Genomic DNA, 15,598 nt, shown 5'->3' with positions numbered 1-15,598 from the left:
CCGTCCGGCGCGATCTCAAGCGGCGCGCTCAGGCTATTATCAATTCGCTCCCCGCTTTCGCTTTCATTCCCGCACATTTGAATGTTGCACTGCGGCAAAAACTTCGTCTATACCCCAGGCATTCACCACGGACCCGGTGAGACCCCGGGTGGCTCTTCTGGCCGCCGATCCGCCAGACAACGCAAACCTGCACGCCATCACGCGACCGCTCGGCAGAGCGTGTCGGGCCATGCTTTGCGAGACTCCATCCCATGCTGCTTTCCTCTATCCGTCGTGATTGGGCCGCCAATCCCATGCGCGAAATGCTTGCCGGGGCGGTGGCGACCTTCGCCCTGATCCCCGAGGTCATCGCCTTTTCATTCGTGGCGGGGGTCGATCCAGAAGTCGGCCTATTCGCCTCCTTCGTCATCGGCATCGTCATCGCGTTTACCGGCGGGCGCCCGGCGATGATTTCAGCGGCGGCCGGGTCGGTCGCACTGGTGGCGGCACCGCTGGTGCACGCCCATGGACTGCCTTATCTCTTTGCGGCCGGGCTGTTGGCGGGGCTGCTGCAGATCGTGTTCGGCCTGCTGCGGCTCGGCGTGCTGATGCGCTTCGTCTCGAAGTCCGTGAGCACCGGCTTCGTCAATGCGCTCGCCATTCTGATCTTTGCCGCGCAGATGCCGCACATCATCGGCGCCGGCTGGATGGAATATGCCGTGCTAGGTGCCGGGCTTATCATCATCTATCTGACGCCACGGATCACCACGGCGATCCCGTCGCCGTTGATCTGCGTTCTGATCCTGACTGTCGCCTCGATCTGGTTCGGGCTTCCCGTTCTCACCGTCGCCGATCTCGGCAAACTGCCGGATTCGCTTCCGCTGTTCGGCTGGCCGGCAGTGCCGCTGACGTTGGAAACCCTCCGGATCATCGCCGGCCCCGCACTTGCCATCGCCATGGTCGGGCTGCTGGAATCGATGATGACGGCGAGCGTCGTCGACGATCTCACGGATACGCCGAGTTCGAAGAACCGCGAATGCACCGGTCTTGGCCTTGCCAATGCCGCCGCGAGCCTGTTTGGCGGCATTTCCGGCTGCGGCATGATCGGCCAGACCGTCAGCAATGTGAAATATGGTGGGCGCGGCCGGCTCTCGACGCTGTTTGCCGGCGCGTTTCTGCTGATCCTGATGGTGCTGGTGAAGCCATGGGTCTCCGAGGTTCCCGTCGCCGCGCTGGTGGCGATCATGGTCATGGTATCGATCGACACCTTCGACTGGTCGTCGCTTAGAGCGGTCGTTGTCCATCCCCGCATGTCGAGTGCTGTCATGGTGGCGACCGTCGTCGTCACCGTCTTCACCGCCAACCTGGCGCTCGGGGTGACGGTCGGGGTGCTGCTCAGCGGCGTATTCTTCACCTTCAAGGTCGCCCGCCTGCTGCGCATCGATGTGGCGCCCGATCAAGCTGCCGGGCGGCGCGCCTATCGTGTGTCCGGCCAGGTGTTCTTTGCCTCCGCCGATGTCTTCGTCGAGGCCTTCGACGTTCAGGACGCGATCGGCAAGACCGTGCTGATCGACGTCTCCGAGGCGCATTTCTGGGACATCACCGCCGTCGCCGCGCTCGACAAGGTCGTGCAGCGCTTCAAGGCACACGGCATCGCCGTGGAGGTCGCCGGTCTCAACCAGGCGAGTGCGACCTTGATCGAAAGCCTCGACGGCAAGGTGGTGCTGAAGGAGGTGTAACGGGCTACCGCTATAGGATGGCGAAGTCGTCGCTGCCATCGCCTCCCGCGTTCAACCGTCTGGTGGCGAGTTCGATAAAGGTCTTGACCAGAGGCGGCAGGTGCCGGCTGCTCGGATAGACGACGTGCAGGCCGCCGACCGGGGTCGTGTAACCGTCGAGAACGCGGCACAGCCGCCCATCCCTGATGCAGGCATTGGCGACCCCATGAGGCAGTCGGGCGATGCCATAACCGGCGATCGCTGCGGCCATGACCGCCTGCATTTCATTGGCGGCGAAGCGCCCTGAGACCGGGACCGTTTCCTGCCCGTGCGGGCCTTCAAGCAGCCATTGCGCATGGGTGGATTGGCCGGCGACAACGCAGTCGTGGCCGACGAGATCTGCCGGGCGATCGGGCGCGCCGCAGCGGGCGAGATAGTCGGGGCTCGCGCAGAGCAAGCGATGGGTAGAGCCGAGCTTGCGGGCGATCAGCGTCGAATCTTCCAGAATGCCGGTGCGGAAGGCGAGGTCTATGCCGTTTTCGACGAGATTCAGCCTGTCGTCGGTCAGCCGCAACTCGACCCTCGACTTCGGGTAGGTCGCCAGAAGGTCGAAGATCGCATCCTGCAGGAAGTGGCCGCCGAAGCCGACCGGCGCCGATATGCGGATCGTGCCGGCGGGCTCCGCCCTTGCTTCCGCGAGACGAAGGTTGGCGCCTTCGATCGTGCGGAGCGCCTGGCTGCTTTCCTCGTAATAGAGGCGGCCGGCATCCGTCGGGCTGAGGCTGCGGGTCGTGCGCTGCAGCAGGCGCACGCCGAGTTCGCGTTCGAGAGCGGCAATGCGTCGGCTGACTGTCGTCTTCGGCATGCCGAGCAGCCGCGCCGCGGCGGTGAAGCTGCCGGCCTCGATGACGCGGGCGAAAATCATGATATCGTTGAGGTCGAGCATTGTATCCAGAGATGGTACGATGTTTCTCAACTATAAGCTATTATGGTTCAATGCGACAGGCCCTAACTTTGCTCCACCAGTCACAACAAGGAGCAGACAGATGAGCAACACACGAAACGTCCTGGTCACCGGCGCCACCGGCCAGCAGGGCGGCGCGGTCGTTCGCGCCCTGGCCGCGCGGGGACACCGTGTCAAGGCGATCTCGCGCAAGCCGGATAGCGACAGCGCAAAGCGGCTGGCCGCGGCGGGAGTCGAGGTCGTCGCCGGCGATCTCAACGATGGCGCATCCGTGGTGAGGGCGGCTGAGGGCGTCGATACGATGTTCCTGATGGGCAACAGCTACGAGTCCGGGACGGAAGCAGAAACGCGCCAGGGCATCACCGTCGCCAATGCGGCGAAGGCCGCCGGCGTCGGTCACCTGATCTATTCCTCCGTTGGCGATGCCGACAAGAAGACCGGCATTCCGCATTTCGACAGCAAGTACCTCGTCGAGAAGCATATCGCCGGCCTCGGCATTCCCTATACGATCAGCGCGCCCGTCGCCTTCATGGAAAACACGGTGGCGCCCTGGGCTATCGACGGGCTGCGCCAAGGCGTCTACGCCGCGGCCCTGCCGCCGGCGCGCGTGCTGCAGCAGATCACCATTGATGACATCGGCGCTTTTGTCGCAGCCCTCGCCGAGCGGCGCGAACAGGTGTTCGGCAAGCGTTTCGATATTGCCGGCGACGAATTGTCTGGGGAGCAGCAGGTGAAGATCCTGTCTGAGACACTCGATCGGCCGATACGCTACCAGGAACTGCCGATTGCCGCGATGCGCCAGCAGAGCGAGGACGCGGCGCTGATGTTCGAATGGTTCGACCGCACCGGCTACGACGTCGACATCGCCGCCCTGCGCCGCGATTTCCCCGATGTCGGCTGGCACAGCTATGCCGATTGGGCGCGCGGCTTCGACTGGAGCGTTCTCGGCAAGGCATCCGCCTGATACACTCTCCGTCGTCCCCGGCCTGAACCGGGGACAACGGAGAGCCCGACCCGCCTTGCGCACCGCAACGGATCGCTCGGCTCTACGGCGATAGACCATCGTTGTTGAAGAGGGAGGCTTCGATGCCGTCGAGTTTCAATGTCGAAAGTGCCGATGGTTATGAGCGGCTGATGGGGCGCTGGAGCAAGAGGCTGGCGCCGATGCTGATCGATTTCGCCGGGTTGGCGGATGGGGATCGTGTGCTCGATGTCGGCTGCGGCACCGGCAGCCTGGCCTTCACGTTGGCGAAAAGTCCCATCGGGGAGATCGCGGCCATCGATTATTCGCCTGTGTTCGTCGAGGCGGCGAAGCGGGCAAATACCGATCCGCGGATCACGATCCAACAGGGCGACGCCTGCGCGCTGCCCTTCGAGGATAACCGTTTCGACAGGGCGATGTCGCTGCTGGTGCTGCATTTCGTGCCGGAGGCGGGCAAGGCTGTTTCGGAAATGGCCCGTGTCGTGCGCCCGGGCGGTGTGGTTGCCGCCGCCGTCTGGGACCATTATGGCGGCATGCCGGTCATGCGGATGATGTGGGACACGGCTGTCATGCTCGACGAGGAGGCGCTGCCGCTGCGTCGCAAATACTGCTTCCAGCCGATGATGCGGCCGGGGGAGATGAAGCAGAGTTTTGTCAGCCAAGGTCTTGTCGACGTCGAGGAGACGTCGCTGCTGATCCGGATGGAATACGGCTCCTTCGAGGACTATTGGGGGCCGATCGCCGTAGGCGAGGGGCCGCTCGGCAAGTATGTCTGGGGGCTCTCTTCAGCGAAGCGAAAGGCGCTCGGCGTTGCCATGAGAGCCGCATATGAAGCCGGCGAGCCGGATGGGCCGCGGTCGTTTGCATCGGTGGCGTGGGCGTGCCGGGGTAGGGTGGCGGGTGGCTAGGCGTAGCGGTTTAAAGACTGCGAGATAGCCAGCATGCGCCATCGCTTCGAAGAGACTCATCCCGAGGTGTCCCGCAGGGGCCTCAAAGGACGAGGCAAGTGCTGGGCGTCAGATGGAGGCAAGAAGCAGCGTTGCGGCGTGCTTCGAGGCTTCGGCCTCTGGCCTGCGCACCTCAGCATGAGGGGCGTTGGAGGATGCCGCTCCCAGGGCATGAGTGCTGGCGGTTGCTCCTTCTATGTAACCGGTGTGCCGCTCCCACGTTGTCCTCGCCGCATTGATCTGTGATCGCCTTACCATGGACGAGCAACGGGAGTTTCTCCATGGAGAATACATTGGAGGTTCTCACGACCAGGAAGTCTGGCCGTGAGGTTCACCGGCACTGGCCGGACGAGGTAAAAGCGCAGATTGTTTCGGAGAGTCTTCGGCCCGGAGTGATGGTGAATGAGGTTGCCGAACGACATGGCTTGAAGCCGAACCACCTCTCCACCTGGCGAACGATGGCGCGGCAGGGCAAGCTGGTTCTACCCGCACCCGAAGATGCGGTAGAGTTCGCAGCGGTGATCGTCGAACCACCTGTTTCGGAACCGTTGATTAAGAAGGCCACCACCCGTCCCGAGATCATCGTCGGGTCCGTCACCATTCGTCTGGAAGAAGGCGCATCTGCCACCCGGATCGCCGCTGTCGCGCGTGCCTGCGCGGTCCCAGCATGATCTTTCCATCGAACCGGGTTCGGATCATGGTGGCGACCAAGCCCGTCGATTTCCGTAAGGGCCATGATGGACTGGCGGCGCTGGTCAAGAACGAGCTGCATAAGGACCCGTTCACAGGGACGGTCTTCGTATTCCGGTCACGGAAAGCAGACCGACTGAAGCTGATCTACTGGGATGGCAGCGGTCTGGTGATGGCCTACAAGCGGCTTGAAGAACACACCTTCACCTGGCCGGGCATCAGTGATGGCCTGATGACACTGGGCCACGCACAATTCGAAGCATTGTTTGCGGGCCTCGACTGGCGTCGCGTCCGTTCCGTAGAGGCGAGACCGCCGGACGCCATCGAATAGATGCGGCACGATGACTCGGACGGTGGATTCTTCCGGCGAAGCGTTGCGGGTTTTGATAGACTTCGAGCATGTTGGACGCCGCCGATCTTCCAGACGACATTGCTGCGCTGAAGGCCATGCTGATCGCGGCGCAAGCGCGTGAAGTCCGCAAGGACGACCGGATCGAGCGTCTGGAGAAGCTGGTCGCTGCCTTCAAGCAGGCAGCCTTCGGCCGCAAATCCGAGAAGGCCGATCCTGATCAATTCGATCTCGCATTGGAGGACCTGGAAACGGCCATTGCTGCCATCCATGCCGAAGATCAAGCCGATAGCCCCTTAGGGAAGCCGCAGCCTAAACCCCGCGCCGTCAATCGCGGCTCTCTGCCCGCTCATCTTCCTCGTGTTGAGGAGATCATCGAGCCGGAAAGCCTGATCTGCGCCTGCGGCGGTGGCCTACATTGCATCGGCGAGGACGTCTCCGAGCGGCTGGATGTCATCCCGGTGCAATTCCGTGTCATCGTTACTCGTCGTCCTAAATATGCTTGTCGCTCCTGCACCGACGGCGTTGCCCAAGCTGCAGCGCCTGCAAGATTGATCCACGCCGGGTTGCCGACGGAGGCGACCATCGCGCATGTGCTGGTCTCCAAATATGCCGATCACCTGCCGCTTTACCGACAGGCCCAGATCATGAGCCGCCAGGGCGTTGATCTCGACCGCTCCACGCTTGCCGATTGGGTCGGCCGGGCGGCATTCGAGCTTCGCCCGGTCTTCGACGCTCTGATCGCCGACTTGAAGCGGTCCACCAAGCTGTTCATGGACGAGACCCGTGCGCCAGTCCTCGATCCTGGCTCCCGCAAAACCAAAACCGGATACTTCTGGGCGTTGGCCCGCGATGACCGACCTTGGAGCGGAGGAGCGCCGCCGGGCGTCACCTTTACCTACGCTCCAGGCCGTGGCGGGCAACATGCCGAACGGATATTGCAAGGGTTTACGGGCGTGCTTCAGGTCGACGGCTACGCCGGATATAATCGGCTGATTGCGCCGGATCGTGTGGGTTCCGACATCCGGCTGGCCTATTGCTGGGCGCATGCTCGGCGTAAGCTGGTCGAGATCACCCGCGCCGGCGCGACCCCGATTGCTGAGGATGGCGTGAAGCGGATCGGCGAACTCTATCGCATCGAAGCAGAGCTGCGCGGTCTCGACGCCGAAGCTCGCCGCGCTGGGAGGCAGGCACAGTCAGTGCCGTTGATCGCAGACATGCGGACATGGCTCATGCTTCAACGGGCCCGCGTCGCTGGCAAGTCGCCGCTCGGCGAAGCACTCGCCTATGTCGCCAAATACTGGGATGGGCTCTGCGTCTACCTGACCGACGGTCGCGTCGAGATCGACAACAACAGCGTCGAGCGAACCATTAGGCCGATTGCTCTCAATCGGAAGAACGCGCTCTTCGCCGGACATGACGCTGGAGCGGAGAACTGGGCGATCATCGCTTCGCTCATCGAGACGTGCAAGCTCAATGCCGTCGATCCGTATGCGTATTTGGCCAGGGCCTGGCCGCCATCGTCAATGGCCACAAGCAGAGCCGAATAGGAGAACTCCTGCCGTGGAATAATTTGGTGGTGTGATATGTGCTCAAAGCCTCTATTGCCGGGACGCAGACGATTGACAGCTTACAACTCATAGAGGTAGCTCTGGACCACCTTGTCTGAGCAGCGTTATGGCCGTCATTAATCCGCACCAGGACCACTTTCCCGATATTGGCGATCAGGAGATTGCCAGTCTGGGCGTACCTTTTGCTTTTGTCTCTGTTTTCGATCACTGGCTGACCGAAGCGGAATGTACGGCGACAAGTTTGTTCACCTATGAAAGTGCTCTAAAAGCCAATCAACTTCAGGATTATTTAGCCGGGGAGAGAAAATTTCTCGCGCTCTACAATCATCTTGGAAACGCCGGCACCATCGTGAACTTTTCAGGAGTGCTTCGACCCATAGTTTCCGCAAGCTCCGAATTTCAACGCATACTGCGGCGTAGTCTACGCGAGGCTCGGTTCATGGATGTATACTTTGAGGGATACGGGGTGCGCATCCTTGGGAATTATGACCGCACCGATGTAATTATTGCGGAAACATGCGAGCAATTAGATGTGCTGGAAACGGAAATCGCTCGATTCGACCTTCACATGCTGCGTAAGTAACATCGGCTGCCAGCTCCTTTTGGCGCACAGCTCCGATCCACGTCATGGCTGGCTCTCGACCCTTCAAACCGTCCTGGTCAAGGCGCGGTGTGCCCGGAACAACGCTTACCCTTCTATTGAGTTCTCCCGGGCTTCGCCTTCAGCTCGGCAACCTGCTGGCCTCCGGCGACGCGACGCTGCAGGCGGGCCTAGCCGCCCGCTGGGATGGCGATTACGCCTACGCGCTGCTCGTCGTCGCGGCACTCGCCGGCTTTGGTTACGAGAAGAAGGATGTGCGCTTCGGCAAGGAGGAGGCCGAGGAACCGCATAGCGCCTGACTTCTTTTCGATGGAGGCTGCGCCAAAGGCGCGGCTTCCTATTCGCTGCTGAATACCGTGCTTGAAAATGTGCCCTTGGCCTCCAGGGTCGTCACGACTTTGCAGGCGCAGATGCGATCATAAAAGACCTGTCCTTTCCACTCGGCGAACGGCAGGAGCCACCAGGCCATGATCGTGACCGTCCAGATGCCGTAGAGCCAAATCATACTGGTGTCTGAAGGCGTATATCCGTCGTGGAATATGGCAAGCAAAGCGTCGAAGTCTTCCGTCGGATAGGTCGGAAACAGCGAGATTGCGAAAGCAGCGGCACTTCAGGATTTCGCGTTTCAACGCGGTGACGAAGTCGGGGCCTTTGCCATCGACCGAGGTTACCCTGAGAAAGAAAACCGCCTTTCCGAAAGTGCGGCGGCCCTTCGCGGAAAAGCAGGCGAAAGCCAGCGCGATCAACACGGTGTTGTCGATGCCTGATATCAGGTTGGAGTAAGAAGGCGTGGTTCTCGTTACCGGATTGTCGTCTGTGTCCACGGGGATGGTCAGCACTTGAGTTGGTGTCACGTAGTCCCATGGTTCGATCAGAACGGTTGTCCGCAGATATCTCTGCCGTCCGAAAGGAAATTGACGCACTTCGCAGATCTCGTTGGTGCGCAGTTCGTTCGGATTCAATGGCCAGCCGGTCTCAATTCGCTTTGCAAGCTGATCGGGCACTTTCTCTGTGCACTCCATGGACGTCCACCGGGCGAAGCGGAGGTCCAGGGAGAAGGCCGTTGAAATGCAATGGACGGATATGAGAATAGCAGCCTGAAAGATGAAAAGGTCGAGGGCAAAGGCCACGAAGCGCCGCCAGAAATAACGTGATGGCAAAGAGATGGGTTGCTGCATCGCAGCCATATTATCCATATAGTCCTCTACGGCGGGTTGAATCGATCCAACAATCAGTACAAATAACCCGGCGACTAATACAGTGTTTTGCATTCCCCAAGATCCGCCTCGTCTTGGCAACGTGAGACGATCGGTCCGGGTCTGGGGGGCTTGCCGTCGAATGGCGGCGTGCTAGGTAAAGCCCGCCGGTATCTCGCCGGATCAGTGCTGTCCCCTCCGAAGCCCGAGTTACTCCATGTCCTTTTCTCCCGCCGCCCTTTGGCCTGTCGTCATGCTGTTTGCCTCCAACATCTTCATGACCTTTGCCTGGTATGGGCATCTTAAGCATAAGAGCAGCGCCATCTTCCTTGCCATCATCGTCAGCTGGGGCATCGCCTTCTTCGAATATTGCCTGGCGGTGCCGGCCAACCGTATCGGTTCGGCGGTCTATACGACGGCGCAGCTGAAGACGATGCAGGAGGTGATCACGCTGCTGGTCTTTGCCGGTTTCTCGATCTTCTGGCTCGGCGAGAACCTGACCTGGAACCATGCGATCGGCTTTGCGCTGATCGCAATCGGAGCATCCTTCATCTTTCGGGCGTAAATTGTAGTTTTTTCAACAGATTACAAATCGTCCATGTCCGGATATCGCCACATTTCCTACAGATTGGCGTCGCAATCGGCTGGCAGCTTGTCACTATCAGGCATTTGCTGCTCTCTTCGAGTTGTTGAAATGCTGTGCTTTTGTTTGCGCAATTCCAGCAAAACCGCTGCGCACTTTTCCTGGAATTGCTTCAGCAGTGATCAGGAGTTGACCGGCCATGAGCCTCTCTTTCCCGACGATGGCGGCGATCCGGTTCGGCTATGGTTTCCGGCCGGGTGAGGCGCCGCCGCAAAGCAAGGACGACCTGATCGGCCAGCTCAGCAAGGGGGCCGCGGCAACGCCGGACTTTCCGCTCGGCGGTCCCGAGACGCGCCATCGCGCGATCCTCAGCCTGCAGGCACAGCTGAAGCAGATCCGCCAGGACGCCAAGACGGTGACCGACGATACGGCGCAGCGCGAGATGCGCAAGGGCGTACAGCGGCAAGCGCAGCAGCAATTCCAGCACGATGCGAACCTGCGGCTGATGCAGGCGGTGCTGTCGCCATACGGCTTCTACGAGCGGCTTTCGACCTTCTGGACCGATCATTTCTCCACCAGCGCCAATAAGAGCCTGCCGATGCGTCTCATCGTGCCGCTCTACGAGGCCGAGGCGATCCGGCCGTTCATGTCGGGTAAGTTCGGTGATCTGCTGCGCAGCGCCACGGCCCATCCGGCCATGCTGATCTATCTCGACCAGGCGGATTCGCTCGGGCCGGATTCGGCCGGCGGCATCAAGCGCAACAAGGGGCTGAACGAAAATCTCGGCCGCGAACTGCTGGAGCTGCACACGCTCGGTGCCGGCAGCGGCTACAGCCAGGCGGATGTGACGGCGGCGGCCATGGTGCTGACGGGGCTCACCATCGACCGCAAGGAGATGGACATCGCCTTCCGGCCGAATATTTCCGAGCCCGGCGTGCATGAGGTGCTCGGCGTCAGCTATGGCGGGCGCAAGCGCTCGCGCGACGATTATCTCGATATGCTCGACGATCTTTCCGTCCATCCAAAAACGGCGGCGCATATCAGCCGCAAGCTGGCAGTTCACTTCGTTTCCGATCAGCCCGACGAGGGCATGGTGTCCGACATGGCGGCCGTCTGGAAGAAGATGGATGGCGATCTCACCGCCGTCTACGCCGCCATGCTCGACCATCCCGCCGCCTGGCAGAACGAAGGCGCCAAGGCGCGACAGCCATTCGACTACGTCGTTGCGGGTCTGAGGGCGCTGAATGCGGGACCGGTCAACGGTGTCGTCGGCAGCTTCCTGGCGGCCAACCAGCAGGGCGCTGAGGAGGGCGACATGGCGGCGAATACGCCTGGCATGGCTGGATCGCCTGTGACGACGGATCCTGCTGGCGAAGGGAGGGATAAGCGTCTGAAGGCCTTCCGGACGGCGCGGGCGCTGGGGCAGGGGGCGCTGAAGCGCATGGGACAGCCGACCTGGCTGCCGCCGAGCCCGGCTGGTTTCGAGGAAGGCTTTTCCGCCTGGATCACCGGCAGCCAGCTCGCCGAGCGGCTTGCCTGGGCAAGGCGCGCTTCTGCGCAGTTCGGCCGCGACGAGGACCCGCGCGAATTCCTGAAATCGACGCTGGCCGATGCCGCGCGCGACGAGACGATCCGAGTGGTGTCGCAGGCGCCGAACAAGATCAGCGGCTTGACGCTGGTATTGGCGTCGCCCGAATTCAACCGCCGCTAAGCAGACTTTCGTTGGCAAGCCAACGCTTCGTCTGCTTAGCTCATTTGTTTTGCCGCAGGTTCTGACCGGAAAACCGCCGGACACTTTCCGGAACCTGCTCAGGAGGCCCCGCCCATGACGCTGTCGATGAACCGGATCTCGCTTTCCCGCCGCGGCTTTCTGACCTCAGCCTGCTGTCTCGCCGCCGCTCCCGTCTTCACGCCAGTCACTTTCGCGGCGATGCCTGGCGACAAGCGCTTCGTCACGATCGTGCTGCGCGGCGCGATGGATGGGCTGGATCTGGTGCAGCCTTATGGCGACGCCGGTTTTGCCGCGCTCCGCCCGACGCTGGCGCTGACGCCCGATACCGGGCTTCTCGATCTCGACGGGTATTTCGGCCTCAATCCTGCAGCCGCCGATCTGATGCCGCTTTGGAAGAGCCGCGAGCTCGCCTTCGTGCATGCGGTGTCGACACCCTATCGCGATCAGCGCAGCCATTTCGACGGTCAGGATATGCTGGAATCGGGCGGTGAGCATGTCGCCGAGGAAAAGACCGGCTGGCTGAACCGGGCGCTCGCAGTCATTCCGCGCTCGGATGCGCGCAAGGCGATCGACGTCAACACCTCGACCGAGCTGATCCTCTCCGGGCCGAACGACGTCGATGTCTGGGCGTCGGATTCCAATCTGGCGCCGGCGCGTGACGAGATGCAGTTCCTGGCGCGGCTTTATGCCGGCGATCCGCCGTTTGCCGCAGCGCTTGCCGAGGCGACGCGGGCCGATACCGCTGCGATGACGATCGAGCCGGACGGCCAGCGCGGCGAGAAGGTTGCCGATGTGGCGGCGCTTGCCGCCAACATGCTGAAGGGCGATTACCGCATCGCCAGTTTCTCGATCACCGGCTGGGATACGCATATCGGCCAGGCTAGCCAGTTCAAGCGGCCGGCACAGGATCTGGCGCAGGCGATCAACACGCTGAAGGCGACGCTCGGGCCGGAGATCTGGGCAAAGACGGTGGTGCTGGCGATGACTGAATTCGGCCGCACTGCCCGCCAGAACGGCTCCGCCGGCACCGACCACGGCACCGGCGGCTGCTCCCTTCTTGCCGGCGGCGCGTTATCCGGCGGCCGCATCCTCGGCAAGTGGCCCGGGCTCGGCGACGGTCAACTGCTCGACGACCGCGACCTGATGCCGACGGCGGATGTGCGCGAGGTAGCGGCGGCGATGCTCTATCGGCAGTTCGACGTCGGCGTGGATGATCTGACGGGGAAGATCTTTCCGGGGCTGGGGTTCGATAAGGGGTCGCAGTTTTTGCGGGGGTGAGTGAGCGGCACGGCACACCGACCAGCCCTCATGGTGAGGAGGCCCGAAGGGCCGTCTCGAACCACGGGGGCGGGTGGCTTGGCGCCACGCCAGCCTTGGCATTTGGCGAAGCGGTGGCCAGCCTTGTCCTTCGAGACCCCTGCGGGACGCCTCAGGATGAAGCTGGAGAGATGGCGCAAACTTGGGACGGAGGTTTGTGGAGCAAGCGGCTGCCCGGCCCTTCGCTTGGCTCAGGGCGTTCGACGCTGCAATCGATTCACTGGATCGATTGCTCCCGCTTTGCGGGACCGCGTTTCACCCCATCACCTCCTTGATGTGAAGGAAGACCTCCGGCGAGCTGACCGTTTCCATCCCTTGAGCCCCGGCTTAACTTGTCACTCCGCGGGGACAATCTTCGGTTTGCCCTCTTCGTCGAGCGCCACCATGATGAAGGTGGCGGCGGTGACTTTTTCCATCTTGGCGTAGCGGGCGCGATGCGCCCAGGCTTCGACGATCAGAGTGATCGAGGTGCGGCCGACGCGTTCGATATCGGTATAGACAGACAGCGTATCGCCGATCTTGACCGGCAACTCGAAAGCCATCTCCTTGACGGCGGCGGTGACGACACGGCCCCTGGCGCGCTCGGCGGCGCGGATGCCCGATGCAAGGTCCATCTGCGCCATAACCCAGCCGCCGAAGATATCGCCGGCCGGATTGGCATCACCCGGCATGGCGAGCGTGCGCAGCGTCAGGTCGCCTCTCGGCTTGGCAGTGTCAGTCATTGAGGGGTCTCCATATGGTGCGGCATCGGCCGACGATTCCTTCAGAGCACCCTAGTGCAAAGGCCATGGGCTGTAAAAGACGGTATAAGAGGGCGTTGCAGGCAGCTGGCGGAAAAATGTTGCAGCCGTTGAGGTTTGAAATTTCATTCGATTTCAAGCCTTTGATTTCTGTCGGCCAGGCCTCACCTTACGTTATTTAATCATCTTCTCATTAAACTTTACGCTCCGGTAATTCCGCTGCTTCAGTATGTGCGCGATTTCACATAGAAGAATCGCCGGGAACCTCATGCGCAACATCAAGATTTCCACCCGCCTTTACTGCCTCGTCGGCTTCACCCTTGCGGTGCTCGCGGCAACGATGGTGTTCTTTCTGAACTATTCCTATTCCGAGTTGCAAGCGGAGCGGAAGGCGGGGCTGGAGAAGATGGAGGCGACGGCGATCGGCATCTTCGACAAATATTACAAGATGGAGCAGGCGGGCACCATGACCCGCGAGCAGGCTCAGGCGGCCGCCAAGGACGTGATCGGCGCGATGCGCTACGGCGCCGATGGCTATTTCTGGATCAACGACATGCATCCCACAATGGTGATGCATCCGATCAAGCCGGCGCTGAATGGCACTGACATTTCGCAGATGAAGGATCCGAACGGCAAGTTCCTGTTCGTCGAATTCGTCAACAAGGTGAAGAAGGACGGCAAGGGCTTCGTTGACTATTACTGGCCGAAGCCGGGCGCCGACGAGCCGGTGCTGAAATATTCCTATGTCGCCGGCTTCGAGCCCTGGGGCTGGATCGTCGGCACCGGCGTCTATGCCGACGACCTTGCCGCCCTCTATCGCCAGAATGCGATCTGGGCGGCGGTGCTCTGCCTACTCGGTGCGGCCGCCACGATTGCCATCGCCTATGCCATCGTGCGCAGCGTCACCGTGCCGATCGCCCGGCTGAAGACGGCGATGAACGCGATCGCCGCCGAAGAAGCATCGGTGGAAATCGCCGGCAGCGATCGTCGCGACGAAATCGGCCAGATGGCCAAGGCGCTGCTGGTGCTGCGTGATTCCGTCGATGAGCGCAGCGCGCTGCGTGGCCGGGAAGACGAGAGGCAGCGGCAGATCGAGGACGAGCGCCGCGGCAACGAGGCAAGCCTGCGTTCGGCTTCCGAGCGGCAGACACTCGCGATGCAGGCGCTCGGCGTCGGCCTGGAAAAGCTAGCCGGCGGCGACTTGACGGTTGCGATCGGCGATATCGGCGAGGATTACGCCAAGCTGAGGGGGGACTTCAACGCCGCCGTCGATGCGCTGAACGGCGTCATCCACGCGATCGCCGAATCGAGCCGCGTCGTCAACGACAGCGCTTCCGATATCAGCGAAGCGACCGGCAATCTGTCGAAGCGGACGGAACAGCAGGCGGCCGCCCTTGAAGAGACGGCGGCAGCGCTCGACGAGATCACCGCCACGGTCAAGACGGCGTCCGAGCGGGCGAACGAGGCGCGCGAGATGGTGGCCGAAACCAAGGCGAGCGCCGGACGCTCCGGCGACATCGTCCGCAATGCGGTGACGGCGATGGGCCGGATCGAGGAATCCTCGAGCCGGATCAACCAGATCATCTCGGTTATCGACGAGATCGCCTTCCAGACGAACCTGCTGGCGCTGAATGCCGGCGTCGAGGCGGCGCGGGCGGGCGAGGCGGGCCGCGGCTTTGCCGTCGTCGCGCAGGAAGTTCGCGAACTCGCCCAGCGTTCGGCCAATGCGGCCAAGGAGATCAAGGAACTGATCAGCCGGTCGGCGACGGAGGTCGAGGGCGGGGTGGCACTGGTGCGCTCGACGGGCGAGGCGCTGCTGGAGATCGAGGCGCTGGTCAACCAGGTCAACGATCACGTCGCGTCGATCGCGACGGCGGCACGCGAACAGTCGACCGGACTGCACGAGATCAACGGCTCCGTCAACCATATGGACCAGATGACGCAGCAGAATGCCGCGATGGTCGAGGAGACGACGGCGGCAAGCCGCACGCTTGCCGACGAAAGCACCCAGCTGAAGACGCTGCTTTCGAATTTCCGGCTGCGCGGGGCAGGGCAATCGCCTGGAGCCCGGTACACACGGGCAGCGTGAGTTAAACGACATATCAAAGGCCGCGAAAGCGGCCTTTTTCATCTCCGTCGCGTTCAGATTGTGCGGGTAAGTTTTCGTTCACCGTTTTTAATTAAAATTGGAGTGAGTTTTTTCTGTCACTGCCCAGTCGGCCTGCGGAA

Annotated in this window: 14 protein-coding genes, 2 pseudogenes and 1 other annotated feature; of the genes and pseudogenes, 12 read left to right on the top strand and 4 right to left on the bottom strand. The window is 61.9% G+C overall.

All coding sequences use genetic code 11. The features are described 5' to 3' along the window. Positions 1–126: 126 nt before the first annotated feature. Positions 127–182, top strand: a sequence feature (sul1 is cis-regulatory element that is thought to sense ions involved in sulfur or methionine metabolism; They are found in Alphaproteobacteria). A gap of 69 nt (positions 183–251) precedes the next feature. After that, complete coding sequence (locus tag AMK05_RS13155; protein WP_064839036.1) at positions 252–1,718, top strand: SulP family inorganic anion transporter; 1,467 nt, start codon at positions 252–254, stop codon at positions 1,716–1,718. 10 nt (positions 1,719–1,728) lie between these two features. Here the strand turns inward: AMK05_RS13155 and AMK05_RS13150 are convergent, their stop codons facing one another. Further along, positions 1,729–2,643 (bottom strand): LysR family transcriptional regulator, encoded by a 915-nt coding sequence (locus AMK05_RS13150; protein WP_064839033.1) that lies wholly within the window; start codon positions 2,641–2,643, stop codon positions 1,729–1,731. A gap of 100 nt (positions 2,644–2,743) precedes the next feature. On the opposite strand from AMK05_RS13150, the gene AMK05_RS13145 reads away from it, so the two are divergent. From AMK05_RS13145 to AMK05_RS13115, 7 genes and pseudogenes are all read left to right on the top strand, one after another. Continuing rightward, positions 2,744–3,625 (top strand): NmrA/HSCARG family protein, encoded by an 882-nt coding sequence (locus AMK05_RS13145; RefSeq protein ID WP_064839031.1) that lies wholly within the window; start codon positions 2,744–2,746, stop codon positions 3,623–3,625. Between the two features lie 122 nt (positions 3,626–3,747). Next, a complete protein-coding gene (locus AMK05_RS13140; protein ID WP_064839029.1) occupies positions 3,748–4,551 on the top strand; it encodes a class I SAM-dependent methyltransferase in 804 nt (267 codons plus the stop codon). A gap of 320 nt (positions 4,552–4,871) precedes the next feature. After that, positions 4,872–5,261 carry an IS66-like element accessory protein TnpA gene (gene tnpA, locus AMK05_RS13135; protein ID WP_064839026.1) on the top strand — a complete coding sequence of 130 codons (390 nt, stop codon included), beginning with the start codon at positions 4,872–4,874 and terminating at the stop codon, positions 5,259–5,261. Continuing rightward, the gene (gene tnpB, locus AMK05_RS13130) at positions 5,258–5,611 is read left to right on the top strand and encodes an IS66 family insertion sequence element accessory protein TnpB (protein ID WP_037145336.1); all 354 of its coding nucleotides are present in this window, start codon (positions 5,258–5,260) and stop codon (positions 5,609–5,611) included. Before tnpA ends, tnpB begins: the two co-directional genes overlap by 4 nt. Positions 5,612–5,679: 68 nt before the next feature. After that, positions 5,680–7,214: pseudogene (gene tnpC / locus AMK05_RS13125) on the top strand (IS66 family transposase). 92 nt (positions 7,215–7,306) lie between these two features. Next, entirely contained in the window at positions 7,307–7,783 is a 477-nt protein-coding gene (locus tag AMK05_RS13120; RefSeq protein WP_064839024.1) for a hypothetical protein, read from the top strand. Between the two features lie 125 nt (positions 7,784–7,908). Further along, positions 7,909–8,100: pseudogene (locus tag AMK05_RS13115) on the top strand (MFS transporter); the annotation flags it as partial. Positions 8,101–8,217: 117 nt separating this feature from the next. Here the strand turns inward: AMK05_RS13115 and AMK05_RS13110 are convergent. After that, a complete protein-coding gene (locus AMK05_RS13110) occupies positions 8,218–9,072 on the bottom strand; it encodes an RDD family protein (protein WP_335722014.1) in 855 nt (284 codons plus the stop codon). Between the two features lie 142 nt (positions 9,073–9,214). Between AMK05_RS13110 and AMK05_RS13105 the strand changes: the two genes are divergently transcribed. After that, positions 9,215–9,562, top strand: coding sequence for a DMT family protein (locus AMK05_RS13105; RefSeq protein WP_007629759.1), 348 nt, complete (start codon positions 9,215–9,217; stop codon positions 9,560–9,562). Positions 9,563–9,658: 96 nt separating this feature from the next. Here the strand turns inward: AMK05_RS13105 and AMK05_RS35975 are convergent, their stop codons facing one another. Continuing rightward, positions 9,659–9,781 (bottom strand): hypothetical protein, encoded by a 123-nt coding sequence (locus AMK05_RS35975; protein ID WP_257784950.1) that lies wholly within the window; start codon positions 9,779–9,781, stop codon positions 9,659–9,661. Here AMK05_RS35975 and AMK05_RS13100 point away from each other — a divergent pair. Then, the gene (locus AMK05_RS13100) at positions 9,780–11,291 is read left to right on the top strand and encodes a DUF1800 domain-containing protein (protein WP_064839020.1); all 1,512 of its coding nucleotides are present in this window, start codon (positions 9,780–9,782) and stop codon (positions 11,289–11,291) included. The two genes, AMK05_RS35975 and AMK05_RS13100, sit on opposite strands and share 2 nt — an antisense overlap. Positions 11,292–11,405: 114 nt before the next feature. Beyond that, positions 11,406–12,590 carry a DUF1501 domain-containing protein gene (locus tag AMK05_RS13095; RefSeq protein ID WP_064839018.1) on the top strand — a complete coding sequence of 395 codons (1,185 nt, stop codon included), beginning with the start codon at positions 11,406–11,408 and terminating at the stop codon, positions 12,588–12,590. A gap of 374 nt (positions 12,591–12,964) precedes the next feature. Here AMK05_RS13095 and AMK05_RS13090 read toward each other — a convergent pair whose 3' ends face one another. Beyond that, the gene (locus tag AMK05_RS13090) at positions 12,965–13,351 is read right to left on the bottom strand and encodes an acyl-CoA thioesterase (protein WP_064839016.1); all 387 of its coding nucleotides are present in this window, start codon (positions 13,349–13,351) and stop codon (positions 12,965–12,967) included. Positions 13,352–13,637: 286 nt separating this feature from the next. On the opposite strand from AMK05_RS13090, the gene AMK05_RS13085 reads away from it, so the two are divergent. Further along, positions 13,638–15,458 (top strand): methyl-accepting chemotaxis protein, encoded by a 1,821-nt coding sequence (locus AMK05_RS13085; protein ID WP_064839014.1) that lies wholly within the window; start codon positions 13,638–13,640, stop codon positions 15,456–15,458. Positions 15,459–15,598: the final 140 nt, after the last annotated feature.

This window comes from Rhizobium sp. N324, assembly GCF_001664485.1.
Lineage (GTDB): Bacteria > Pseudomonadota > Alphaproteobacteria > Rhizobiales > Rhizobiaceae > Rhizobium.
Note: the sequence above shows the minus strand (reverse complement) of the source record. Positions and strands in the feature narration are given on the sequence as shown.